The sequence below is a fragment of the Accumulibacter sp. genome, from assembly GCF_023806625.1.
In the GTDB taxonomy this organism is placed as follows: Bacteria; Pseudomonadota; Gammaproteobacteria; order Burkholderiales; family Rhodocyclaceae; genus Accumulibacter.
This window is the reverse complement of the sequence record NZ_JAMTDX010000062.1, coordinates 73,321-85,154: the sequence shown is the minus strand read 5'-3', so window position 1 is coordinate 85,154 and position 11,834 is coordinate 73,321. Positions and strand designations below refer to the sequence as shown.

Below are 11,834 nucleotides of genomic sequence, written 5' to 3'. Positions count from 1 at the left end.
CCTGATCGAAGCGTGTGTCAGGATGACACGATGGCGCGCAGATCTCAAGACATGAGAAGCTGCTCGCCGGGCGCCCGTCCGCGTTAGAATGCGCACCCCCAACGATCCACGGAGAGCAATCAGCATGTCTGGTCACGGATTCCACGTACATGGCCCGCACGACCACGAAGTCGAGCACGTCGCGCAGCACGGCGGCGACAGCTTCACTTCGCGGATCGCCGTGCTGACCGCCGTGCTGTCGACGATCGGCGCGATCTTCGGCTACCTCGGCGGCCATTCGCAGAATGCCGCGCTGATCTACAAGAACGAGGCGGCGATCCAGAAGACCGCCGCGTCCAACCAGTGGAATTACTATCAGGCGAAGAGCAACAAGCAGAACCTCGCCGAACTGTCGATCGCCCTGACCAGCGGTGAAGCGCGCGAGCGCTACGTCCAGGAAGTCGAGCGCTACAAGCGGGAGAAGCAGGAGATCAAGGTCGACGCCGAGAAGCTCGAAGACCTCGCCAAGGAGGCCGACCGCAGGAGCGACCAGGAGATGCACGTCCATGAGCGCTGGGCGATGGCCACGACGCTGCTGCAGATCGCCATCGCGATGGCCGCGATCACCCTGTTGACGCGCAAGCGCTGGATGCTCTTCGGCGTCTATGGTGCGGCCGCGCTCGGCGTCGTCGCCGGCGCAGCGGGTTACCTGCACCTCTGACCTCCCGGGCCGGCGGAAATCGGTCGATGCTGCGCTCGCCATCCGCTCCGCCCTCGTGCTGGCGACGGCCGGCGGTCGCCGCGAGCCTGGTCGTGCTCGCCGGCTGCGTGACGCCGCCGAACGGGCGGATTCCGCCGCTGGCCGGATGGACGCAACTCGCTCCCGACGGCCGAACCAGCCTGCGCGCGGTCGTCACGGCCGGCAGCGAATGCCCGTCGGCAAGCGTCGACGGCCAGCCCCAAGCCCTCGCCGAGCGCGCCCGGGCGACTTCGGGCGAGGAAGTCGGAAAGCTCCGCGACAATCCGGCGTACCGGCCAGCCTTCCCGGTGACCGCCTGCGAGCTGACGCTGCCAGCTTCGGCACGGCAGGCCAGCGTCGCCGGACGGCTCGTGCCGATGCCGCGCGACGCGGTCCGGCGGATCGTCGTAGTCGGCGATACCGGCTGCCGGATCAAGGTTCCCGCGAACGGTCCCGGCGATCCGCTTCAGGACTGCACGAGCGCGGCCAACTGGCCATGGCCGTCAATCGCCGCGGCCGCCGCGCGCACCCGCCCCGATCTGGTGATTCACGTCGGCGACTATCACTACCGCGAGTACTGCGACAGCCCGGCGCTCTGCGCGCTACTCCGCGCGCGTGGCGAGATCATCGGCTACGACTGGGCTGGCTGGAAGGCCGACTTCTTCGCGCCGGCGGCACCGCTGCTCGCCGCAGCTCCGTGGATCTTCGTGCGCGGCAACCACGAAGACTGCGACCGCGGCGGCGAAGGCTGGATGCGCTTTCTCGCTCCGTCGGGGTATCAGCCCTGCCCTGACCAGCAGTACCGGACAGCCAGCGCGTCAGTTCTGGCCAACAACCTGACCGCCGACGCGTACCGGGTCGACCTCGACGACAACCTGACGCTCGTCGTCGCCGACAATGCCGCGCAGCGCGACTTCCTCGCGGCGGACGCGACACCCGACGACTCGGCGATGCTCGAGAGGTCGCTCGCGGCGCTCGAGGAACTGCCCCCCCAGAGAACGGCCTGGCTGCTCGTCCACCGCCCGCTGTGGTACCCGCTGATCGACGCGTCGGCACAAGCCAATGCGCTGCAGCGCGTCCTTGCGGCAAGGATGCCCACGCAGGTCCAGCTGATCGTCTCCGGCCACGAACACGCTTTCGAGACGATCAATTTCGATCGCAGCGCCGACCCGCTGCGCTACCCCGAGGGGCGACCGGCGCAGCTGATCGTCGGCAACGGCGGCACCCAGCTCGAAGCGCTCGACCCGGCGTCACCGCTCTACGAGGGCCGCGATGGCCCGGGCAGCAGGGAGAGCGCAGAGCCCGACAGCCGGTTGTACGACGGCATCCGGGCGAGCAGCGGCATCGTCGTCAACCGCTACGGCTTCCTGCTCCTCGAACGAAGCGATGCCGGGTGGAGCGGAGCGCTGCTCGACGCCGAAGGAAAAACGATCAGCGACTGCCGGATCGACGCTTCGCGCAAGGCGATCGACTGCCGCTTCCCCGGCCGCTGACCGCGAGCTCGGGCACCCCCGGAGTGCCGCCGTGCCCCGGGATCACCGGACACCGTGTCCCTCAGTGCGCCGCAGAGAGCCGGAAAGGCAGGTGCCGCGCAGCGTCTTCGCGATAGGCGGAGACCTCGCGACGCTGCACGGCGAGATGCCGCTGCAGCAGCTGACGCATCGCCGGATCGGCGATCCAGTGCGCCGAGTGCACGACCGACGGGACGAAGCCGCGCGCGATCTTGTGCTCGCCGCCCGCACCCGGTTCGAAGCGGTCGAGCCCCTCGCGCAGACAGTAGGCGATTCCCTGGTAGAAGCAGAGTTCGAAGTGCAGGCTGTGGTATTCGCCCCGACAGCCCCAGTAGCGCCCGTACAGCGCGCGGTCGCTGCGGAAGCAGATCGCGACGGCCACCGGGACTCCGGCCTCGCGGGCAATGAACGCGACCAGACGCCGCCCGAGGGCGTCGGCAAGGGCAGCGAAGCACTCGGCCGAGAGGGCCGCGTAATTGCCGAACCTGTCGAAGGTGCTGGCGTAGAGCGCGTGCAGTCGGGGCCATTCGCCGGCATCGATCTGGTCGCCGTGGCGGGTCTCGACGTGCAGGCCGCTTTCGGCGACCCGCCGCCGCTCGGCGCGGACCTTGCGCCGCTTCTCCGAAGTGAAGCCGGCGAGATAGCCATCGAAGTCGGCGCAACCGGGATTGCGCCAGTGAAACTGGACGTCATCGCTGATCAGCAGGCCGGCGCTGGCCAGGAAGGGAACCTCCTCTGCGCTCGGCAGGGCGACGTGCCACGAGGAAGCCGCAGAGGCCTTGGCCAGCTCGATCGCCGCTTCGATCAGCGCTGACCTGATCGGCACGCGTTCGGGGCTATCCACGGTCAGCAGGCGTGGCCCGCCGACCGGCGTGTGCGGCAGGCAGGTCATCAGCTTGGGATAATACGCGCGGCCGAGTTGCCGGTACGCCGCAGCCCACGACCAGTCGTGGATGAAGTCGCCGTGCGAATGCCGTTTGAGATAGAGCGGCAACAGGCCGACCGCGGCACCACTACCGTCAAGCGCGAGCAGATGCCGCGCTGTCCAGCCCGACTCTGGAGCCGCCGCTCCGTGCTGCTCGACGATCGCCAGGAAGTCGCCGTTCAGGAACGGATGATCCGGAGGACACAGTCGCTGCCACACGGCGCGCGGCAGGGAACTCGCTGCGCTCAGACAGCGGATCGACAGTTGCGCGGACATCGCGAAGACTCAACTGCCGGCAGCGCGGCGCAGCGCATCGAGGTAGGCGGCACCGTCGATCGCGCCACCGCGGCGCTGGGCATTGAACAGCGCTTCACCGAGGCACTCGACGACGACGTGCTCGGCGTCGTGCACATCGAGCCGCGAGCGCAGGGCCTGGTAGGCGGCGAGTATTCCGTGCGGCTGGTCGATGCTCAGTTGTTCGGCGACGGCGAGATGCAGCGAGAGGTGGAGAAATGGATTCGTCTGCCCGCGCTCGGGAAGAAACTCCTCCTCGAGAGCCCGTTCGAGGTTCTCGAGCAACGCGTGATACTCGGGATGTTCGAGGATCAGCTCAGCCGCGGTCATTTCGGCCCCCTGCAGCGGCAGACGCTGGCGATACTTGCGCCACGACTCACAGAAGAACTGGCGAACCTGATCGCGGCTGGGGTTGAACATTGCGGATCTCGGGGCGGCGGACGGTTTCGGGGAAGCAGCTGCGCACGGCGACGCGGTCTTAGTCTGCGATCACCGCCGAGCAGTTCCCGCAACCCCGGCGGCCTTCTCGGGGTAGACGCACAGATCGGCGATCACGCAGCGCGAGCACTCGGGTCGCCGCGCCTTGCACACGTAGCGACCGTGGAGAATCAGCCAATGGTGCGCCGACCGGCGAAACTCTTCGGGAACCACTTGCAGAAGCGCGCGCTCGACGGCCAGCGGCGTCTTCCCCGGGGCCAGGCCGGTGCGGTTGGCGACGCGGAAGATGTGCGTGTCCACGGCAATCGTCGCCTCGCCGAAGGCAACGTTCAGGACGACGTTCGCGGTCTTCCGGCCGACCCGCGGGAGGGCCTCGAGCGCCGCCCTGGCGCGCGGGACCTCGCCGTTGTGCTGCTCGATCAGCTGCCGGGAGGTAGCGATGATGTTCTTCGCCTTGCTCTGGTACAGGCCGATGCGGCTAATGTAGCCAATCAGTCCATCCTCGCCGAGCACGAGCATCGCCTCGGGAGTCGGCGCAACGGCGAAGAGTCTTCGCGTGGCCAGGTTGACGCTCCGGTCGGTGGCCTGCGCCGAGAGGATGACCGCGACGAGCAGTTCGAAGGGCGTCGCGTACTCGAGCTCGCTCGCCGGTTCGGGGTTCGCCGCACGCAGGCGCGCGAAGACTTCTCGGCAATCGGCGTCGGTCATCGGCTCCGCATCTCCACGGGCTACCTGCCGTCGGCGACGGCCGGCGTGGCAGTCTGGCGATGGCCCGGGCGGCGCGCGCGCGCGGCCATCCGCGCTTCGATCCAGTTCTTCCAGGCGATCAGGCAGCCAAGCAGGATGAACGCCCCGGGCGGCAGGATCGCGAGCAGGAAGCCCGGGTAGTCGGCCGGCAGCAGCTGCAGCGGCTGCACGCCGGGAAGGACCATGTCGATTCCCGAGAACAGCGTGCCCGCGCCGATCAGCTCGCGAAGCCCGCCGAGCAGGGCAAGCGTCCACAACATGCCGACACCCATGAACACACCGTCGAACAGCGACTGCAGCGGCGGGTTGCGGTTGGCGAAGGCCTCGACGCGAGCGAGAACGATGCAGTTTGTCACGATCAACGGAATGAAGATGCCCAGGACCAGATAGAGCTGATGGAGCTGGGCATTTAAGACGAGATCGACGACGGTGACCAGCGCGGCGACGATCAGGATGAAGACCGGAATGCGGATCTCGTGCGGGATCAGATTGCGCAGCGAGGCGACGGCGACGTTCGAGACGGCCATGACGAGGATCGTCGCCAGCGACAGCATCACGCCGTTGACCAGGTTGGTCGTCACGGCGAGCAGCGGGCAAAGCCCGAGGATCTGCACGAGACTGGTGTTCTGGCTCCAGACGCCGTTGTTCCGGATCTGGGCGAATTCTTCACGACTGATCATCCGTCCTCTCCTGAATTCGCCGCAAACAGCCGCTGGCGATTGTCTTCCACGTAACGCAGCGCCTTGTGCACCGCGCGGATCACGGCGCGTGGGCTGACCGTCGCGCCGGCCAGCGAGTCGAAGCGACCGCCGTCCTTGCGCACCCGCCACTCGCGCTCGGGCACACTGGCCAGCGACAGGCCGTCGAACTGGCGGATCCACGGTCGCTCGCGGTTCCTGTCCTTGCGCGGGTCGATGTAATCGCCGAGCCCTGGCGTCTCCTTGTGCTGCGTCACGCGCACGCCGAGCAGCGACCCGTCGACACCAACGCCGATCAACAGGCGGATCCTGCCCGAGTAGCCGTCGGGAGCGACGGCCTCGAAGACCAGCCCGGTCACCTGGCCGCCCCTGCGCGCCTGGTAAGCGAGCGATTCGTCTTCGAGCCCGAGCGCGGGATCAGGGGCGATGCGCAGGCTGCTTTTCAAGAGATCGTTGTCGAACAGTTCACCGGGCAGCACTTCGCTGATCGACTTCATCTTCTCCTCGGCGGCAGCCGCTTCGACCGCCGGTCTGGTCCACAGATACGCGCCGGCGAGCAGGCTGGTGAACACGACGACGAAGAGCAGCAGGATCACCGCCGTGCGCAGCGCCATCCGGGCAGCCGTTGGCTTCCTCACCTGCGGCGTCACTTTCCGTCCTTCATGCCGAAAATCGGCGGCCGGGTATACATGTCGATCAGCGGCACACAGAGGTTGAGCAGCAGAACGGCGAACGCGACGCCGTCCGGATAGCCGCCGAAGACGCGGATCGTGTACGCGATCACCCCGGCTAGGAAGCCGAAGATCAACCGGCCGCGGGTCGTCGTGCACCCGGAGACCGGGTCGGTGACGATGAAGAACGCGCCGAGCATCGCACCGCCGGAGAACAGATGGAACAGCGGGCTGGCGAAGCGCTCGGGATTCCACAGCCAGAGGGCACCCGCGAGCAGCGACAGACCGCAGATGAAGCCGGCGGGCGCCTGCCAGTGAATGACCTTCCGCTGCCAGAGCCAGAGTCCGCCAAGCAGATAGCCGGCGGTCACCCACTCCCAGCCACGACCGGCGAAGGTTCCGAAGACCTCCTGCGTGGCCAGCAGCGTCGGTATGTCGATGTTCCCCTCGCCGATCTTCAGCGCGGTCTTCAGCGCGTCGAGCGGCGTCGCGCCGCTCAGCGCATCGATCCGCGGGGCGAGTCCGAAGATCATCTCGAGCTGCTCGACCAGGGTCAGCTTGAGACCGAGGACCGGCCACTGCGACATCAGCGCCGGAAACGAGACGATGCAGGCCGCGAAAGCGATCATCGCCGGGTTGAACGGGTTCTGGCCCAGGCCGCCGTACAGATGCTTGGCGACGACGATCGCCAGCAGCGTGCCGACGGTGATCAGCCACCACGGGGCCAGTGGCGGGAAGGTCAGGGCGATCAGCCAGGCGGTGACCAGCGCACTGCCGTCGCTGAGGAACAGACCCAGCGGTCTGCCGCGCAGGCGCAGCATCAGCGCCTCGGCAAGCAGTGCGGCGAGCGACGCGACCAGCAACTGCAGCAGGATGCTCGGGCCGATCAGCCAGACGTAAGCGCCAATCCCGGGCAGCAGCGCGACGAGCACCTGGACCATGACCCGGCGCACGCTCGTGTGTGCCTGGAGGAGGTACGGCGGTGTGGAGAAGTCGATCACTCGTCGGGACCTTTCGGCGACTCGCCGGCTGACCCGAGCACCGCCCGGCGCGCGTCGATGGCCGCGATTTCGCGCAGCTGCGCGGCGCTCAGGTGGTCGGTGTTCTTCGGCTGGGCCGACTCGCGCTGGGCGCGGGCGCGCTCCATCGCCGCGACGATAGTCGCCTTTCTGAGCGCCTCGGCGTCGCCGACCGCGGGGGCGGCTGCGGCATCGGTCGGCGATTCTGCCCGACTGCCCGACCCGGCTTCAGCGGATGAGCCCCGCGGGCGGGCGGGCGGCCCGGCGTCCGTCGCCGCGGGCCTGCTCCCGGACGTCCGGGCCACAGAAGCCTTGGCCAGGCGCTCGGCCTTCTCGGCCTGTTCGCGTTCTTCGCGCGAGTTCCGGCGCTCGAAGCGCGCCTTCGCCGCGTCGGCCGCCTGTTTCTCGCGTTCGCGTGCCCAGATCTCGCTCTTCGCGAAGCGGAAGTACTGGACGAGCGGAATGTGCGAGGGACAGACGTAACTGCAGCAGCCGCACTCGATACAGTCGAACAGCGAGTACTCCTGAGTCTTGCCGAAGTTCCTCGCCCGGGCGAACCAGTACAGATCGAAAGGCTGCAACTCGTGCGGGCAGGCTTCGGCGCAGGCCCCGCAGCGGATGCACGGCATTTCCGGCGGCGCCGGCGGGAAAAGCGCCGGCGACCCGGCGATGATGCAGTTGGTCGCCTTGACCACCGGAGCGGCGAGGTCGGGAATCTCGAATCCCATCATCGGCCCGCCCATCAGAAAGCGAGTCGTGTCGGGTTTCGGGCGGCCGAGCGCGACGAGATCACGCATCGGCGTACCGAGACGGACCTCCCAGTTGCGAGGCTGTTCAACGTTCCCGGTCAGGGTGACGATCCGCGAGAGCACCGGCTCTCCGAAGGCCAGCGCCCGATACGCCGTATAGACCGTGGCAACGTTGAAACACTGCACGCCGAGTTCGGTCGACCGCTTGCTGGCCGGAACTTCCTTGCCGGTCAGCACGCGGATCAGCTGCTTGGCGCCGCCAGCCGGATAACGCGTCGGCACGGCGACGACCTGATAGTCCTCGCCGAGTCGCCCCACCGCCTCGTGCATCGCGGCGACCGCCTCGGGCTTGTTGTCCTCGATGCCGATCAGCACACGCCGTGCGCCGAGCAGGTCACGGAAGATCGCGATGCCACGGACGATCTCGTCGGCGCGCTCGCGCATCAGCACGTCGTCGCAGGTCATGAACGGTTCGCATTCGGCGCCGTTGATGACCAGGTCCTCCATGGCCACGGCCTTCGCTGCGGTCAGTTTGGCATGGCTCGGGAAGACGGCGCCACCGAGACCGACGACACCGGCGTCGCGCAGGAACTCGCGGACGCGCTCGGGCGGCAGGCTGCGGTGATCGACAACCTGGCGTTCGATCCATTCTTCCCGGCCGTCAGGCTCGATGACCACGGTCAGCGTCGTCAGGCCTGAGGGGTGGGCAGCAACGTGCTCTTCGACGGCGATGACGGTCCCCGAGGTCGGCGCATGGACTGCCGCCGAAACCCAGCCCTCGGCTCCGCCGATCAGTTCTCCCTTGAGCACGCGCTGACCCGCCTCGACGAGCGGATTCGGGTGCCCCCCGATATGCTGGTGCAACGGCACGTAGAGGCGCTCCGGCAGCGGCGCGAGGCCGATCGGCACCTGCACCGAAGGCGCCTTGTTCGTTTCGGGCTTGACCCCGCCGCGGAACGAAAACAGTCGTTGGAGCATCCCCCTCCTTCAGCGGACGCGGCTTGCCTCAAGGCACCCGCGCTGCCCGCTCTTCGTCACGCAGCCGCTCCAATCGGTCGGTTTTTTCTTTGCCGCCGGGCTTGCCCAAGCGCCTGTCGCAGTGCTCGACACATGGCCTCGCCGAATCTCAGGCCACCCGCCTGATTTCGATCACCGGGTACTTCCACTTCCAGTTATCGAGCTTCTCGGTCAGCGGCTCCATGGTGATGCATTCGACGGGGCAAGGCTTGACGCACAGCTCGCAACCGGTACACAGCGATTCGACGACCGTGTGCATCTGTTTGGCCGCGCCGACGATCGCGTCGACCGGGCACGCCTGGATGCACAGCGTGCAGCCGATGCACGTCTGTTCGTCGATGATTGCCACTTGCTTCGGCTTCTCCTCGGCAGCCAGCGGCTTGACCTCCCGACCCAGCAGGTCAGCCAGCTTGCGTACGCCGTCGAGGCCACCCGGTGGGCAAAGGTTGATCTCGGCCTCGCCCGCGGAAATCGCCTCGGCATAGGGTCGGCAGCCCGGATAGCCGCACTGGCCGCACTGGGTCTGCGGGAGGATCGCGTCGATCTTCTCGACCAGCGGATCGCCCTCGACCTTGAAGCGGATCGCCGCGTAGCCGAGCGCTGCGCCGAGAACGACCGCGCCGAGCGCCATGATCGCCAGCGCACTGATCACTGGTATTTGTCCAGACCGGCGAAGCCCATGAACGCGAGGCTCATCAGCCCCGCGGTGACCATCGCGATCGCCACCCCCTGGAAGCACGGAGGCACGTCTGCGCCTTCGATCCGCTCGCGGATCCCGGCAAAGAGGACGAGGACGAGTGAGAATCCGACCGCGCTGCCCGCGCCGAAAAGCAGCGACTCGATGAAATCGTGCCGGTTGCCGACGTTGAGCAGCGGCACGCCGAGGACCGCGCAGTTGGTCGTGATCAGCGGCAGGTAGATGCCGAGAACCTGGTGCAGCACCGGGCTGGCCTTCTGGATGACCATCTCGGTGAGCTGGACCAGCGCGGCGATCGTCACGATGAACGACAGCGTGCGCAGGTATTCGAGCCCGAAGGGCATCAGCAGGTAGTGGTCGATGACGTAACTCGCCCCGGTCGAGACGGTCAGCACGAAGGTCGTCGCCGCACCCATGCCGATCGCCGTGTCGAGCTTTTTCGAGACGCCCATGAACGGGCAAAGTCCGAGAATCCTGACGAGGACGACGTTGTTCACGAGGACCGCGCCGACGATGATGAACAGGTAGTGAGTCATGGTTCGCGGGCAATCAGTTCGGCGCAGTCGCTAGCCTGCCGATTATCGCCCGCCGGGTGCACGTGTTCAACCCTTTCGTCGGGTACGTCATCCGGCGTCCGGCCGGTGGCGCGCTCCGGCGATCGCTGCCGCCGCCTCGCCGATCAGCTCCGGTCCGCGATAGACGAAACCGGTATACAGCTGGACCAGCGTTGCGCCTGCGGCGATCTTGGCGGCCGCATCCGCGCCAGTCGTGATTCCGCCGACGGCGATGATCGGCAACTCGCCGGCCAGCGCCGCGGCGAGTTTGCCGACAACGGCCGTCGCCGCAGCGAGCAGCGGAGCGCCCGACAGTCCACCGGCCTCGCTGGCGTTCGGCAGACCCTCGACGCCGGCCCGCGAGAGCGTGGTATTGGTGGCCACGACCGCATCCATGCGGTGCCTGCGCAGCAGATCGGCGATCGCCTGAACCTGCGCTTCGTCGAGGTCGGGAGCGATCTTCACGGCGACCGGCACGTAGCGACCGTGGCGATCGGCAAGACGCGACCGGGCGCTGGCTATCTCGCCGAGCAGCGCGTCGAGCGCTTCGTCCTGCTGCAGCTCGCGCAGGTTCTTCGTGTTCGGGCTCGAGATGTTGACGGTCACGTAGCTGGCCAGAGCGTAGACGCGCTCGAGACCGATCAGGTAGTCGTCAGCCGCCCGCTCGATCGGCGTGTCGAAGTTCTTGCCGATGTTGATCCCGAGAATGCCGCCGCGGCGGACGAAGTCGGTGCGCGCGACGTTGGCCAGCAGGCGGTCGACGCCCGCGTTGTTGAACCCCATCCGGTTGATCAGCGCCTGTCGCTCGGGCAGGCGAAACAGCCGCGGCCGGGGATTCCCTGGTTGCCGACGTGGCGTGACCGTGCCAACCTCGATGAAGCCGAAACCCAGCGCGGCCAGGGAATCGACGTGTTCGCCGTTCTTGTCGAGACCGGCAGCGAGTCCGACCGGGTTCGGGAAGCTGAGCCCCATCGCCTCGACCGGGTCGGCAGACACTGGACCGGCCAGCAGAGCGCCCGCCCGCAAGGCATTGATCCAGTCGATTCCGGCCATTGCCACGCCGTGGGCCGTCTCCGGGTCGAGGGAAAAGAGCAGCCGGCGCAGAAGCGGATAGAACATGATCCGCGATTTTACCGCAGACCAGCCGGTCGGCGAACGGACCGGCAGACTGTCGCGGCGTGCGGAACCGCCGCCACGGCCATCGGGCGCAGCCCGGCTCGCCTGGCGCATTTCGGCCCGGGGAGCCCGCTTGACGGGCGCAGCCGGAACAGCCTGCGGCGGGTGCGGCCCGCTGGGCAGCGGCGCCTACTTGACCTGCAACCGATTCAGGTAATCAATCAGCGCCAGCGTCCTCGCCCAGACGAAGATCGCCGCGTTGTAAGGATAGTCGTCGAACTGCGGAACCGCCTCGGCGTTGTAGACGTCACCCCAGATCGGCATCTCGCGTGTCCCGTGCCCCTTGACCATGTTCCGGCCGTCGATGATCTCGACGACCCGGTTCACCGGGAACAGTCCGCCGTTGTTCTTCGTGAGCACGGTCAGGTCGGGCACCTTCACGGTGAGCAGGTCGCTGAACGGTCCGTCGCCCCGCCCCTTGGTGCCGTGGCAGACGACGCAGTTCGCCTCGTACTCCCGCTTTCCGATATCGAGGCGCTCGGCAGCCGCGGCGTTCGCCGCGAACACGCTTACCGACACCGCTATGCAGGCGCGCAACAACTTCCCGCTCATGATCGCTCTCCTTGGTGGCTGATGGGAACTGCAGCAGTATGACACAGACTTCAGTTTAGCTGCTCGCC

13 protein-coding genes are annotated in these 11,834 nt (G+C 67.5%); 2 read left to right on the top strand and 11 right to left on the bottom strand.

Annotation, left to right across the window (positions count from 1 at the left end; translation table 11 throughout):
* Nucleotides 1-124: 124 nt before the first annotated feature.
* On the top strand, nucleotides 125-700 hold the full coding sequence (locus NFW05_RS11520; RefSeq protein ID WP_295306660.1) for a DUF4337 domain-containing protein: 576 nt from the start codon (nucleotides 125-127) through the stop codon (nucleotides 698-700).
* 26 nt (nucleotides 701-726) lie between these two features.
* Nucleotides 727-2,211, top strand: coding sequence for a metallophosphoesterase (locus NFW05_RS11515; protein WP_295306657.1), 1,485 nt, complete (start codon nucleotides 727-729; stop codon nucleotides 2,209-2,211).
* A 61-nt stretch (nucleotides 2,212-2,272) separates the two neighbouring features.
* Here NFW05_RS11515 and NFW05_RS11510 read toward each other — a convergent pair whose 3' ends face one another.
* From NFW05_RS11510 to NFW05_RS11460, 11 genes are all read right to left on the bottom strand, one after another.
* Complete coding sequence (locus NFW05_RS11510; protein WP_295306654.1) at nucleotides 2,273-3,430, bottom strand: GNAT family N-acetyltransferase; 1,158 nt, start codon at nucleotides 3,428-3,430, stop codon at nucleotides 2,273-2,275.
* Nucleotides 3,431-3,439: 9 nt separating this feature from the next.
* Nucleotides 3,440-3,868, bottom strand: coding sequence for a DUF1841 family protein (locus tag NFW05_RS11505; protein ID WP_295306651.1), 429 nt, complete (start codon nucleotides 3,866-3,868; stop codon nucleotides 3,440-3,442).
* Nucleotides 3,869-3,937: 69 nt separating this feature from the next.
* Complete coding sequence (gene nth / locus NFW05_RS11500; RefSeq protein WP_295306647.1) at nucleotides 3,938-4,594, bottom strand: endonuclease III; 657 nt, start codon at nucleotides 4,592-4,594, stop codon at nucleotides 3,938-3,940.
* Nucleotides 4,595-4,614: 20 nt separating this feature from the next.
* A complete protein-coding gene (locus NFW05_RS11495) occupies nucleotides 4,615-5,313 on the bottom strand; it encodes an electron transport complex subunit E (RefSeq protein WP_295306645.1) in 699 nt (232 codons plus the stop codon).
* Nucleotides 5,310-5,981 carry an electron transport complex subunit RsxG gene (rsxG, locus tag NFW05_RS11490; RefSeq protein WP_295306642.1) on the bottom strand — a complete coding sequence of 224 codons (672 nt, stop codon included), beginning with the start codon at nucleotides 5,979-5,981 and terminating at the stop codon, nucleotides 5,310-5,312. The genes NFW05_RS11495 and rsxG overlap by 4 nt, the downstream gene beginning before the upstream one ends.
* Entirely contained in the window at nucleotides 5,978-7,003 is a 1,026-nt protein-coding gene (locus tag NFW05_RS11485; protein WP_295306639.1) for an RnfABCDGE type electron transport complex subunit D, read from the bottom strand. Before NFW05_RS11485 ends, rsxG begins: the two co-directional genes overlap by 4 nt.
* Complete coding sequence (rsxC, locus tag NFW05_RS11480; RefSeq protein WP_295306636.1) at nucleotides 7,000-8,748, bottom strand: electron transport complex subunit RsxC; 1,749 nt, start codon at nucleotides 8,746-8,748, stop codon at nucleotides 7,000-7,002. Before rsxC ends, NFW05_RS11485 begins: the two co-directional genes overlap by 4 nt.
* A gap of 148 nt (nucleotides 8,749-8,896) precedes the next feature.
* On the bottom strand, nucleotides 8,897-9,439 hold the full coding sequence (gene rsxB, locus NFW05_RS11475; protein WP_295306633.1) for an electron transport complex subunit RsxB: 543 nt from the start codon (nucleotides 9,437-9,439) through the stop codon (nucleotides 8,897-8,899).
* Nucleotides 9,436-10,020, bottom strand: a complete 585-nt coding sequence (gene rsxA / locus NFW05_RS11470) for an electron transport complex subunit RsxA (protein WP_295306631.1) — start codon at nucleotides 10,018-10,020, stop codon at nucleotides 9,436-9,438. The genes rsxB and rsxA overlap by 4 nt, the downstream gene beginning before the upstream one ends.
* 87 nt (nucleotides 10,021-10,107) lie before the next feature.
* Nucleotides 10,108-11,157 (bottom strand): quinone-dependent dihydroorotate dehydrogenase, encoded by a 1,050-nt coding sequence (locus tag NFW05_RS11465; RefSeq protein WP_295306628.1) that lies wholly within the window; start codon nucleotides 11,155-11,157, stop codon nucleotides 10,108-10,110.
* A gap of 186 nt (nucleotides 11,158-11,343) precedes the next feature.
* Nucleotides 11,344-11,766, bottom strand: a complete 423-nt coding sequence (locus NFW05_RS11460; protein ID WP_295306625.1) for a c-type cytochrome — start codon at nucleotides 11,764-11,766, stop codon at nucleotides 11,344-11,346.
* Nucleotides 11,767-11,834: the final 68 nt, after the last annotated feature.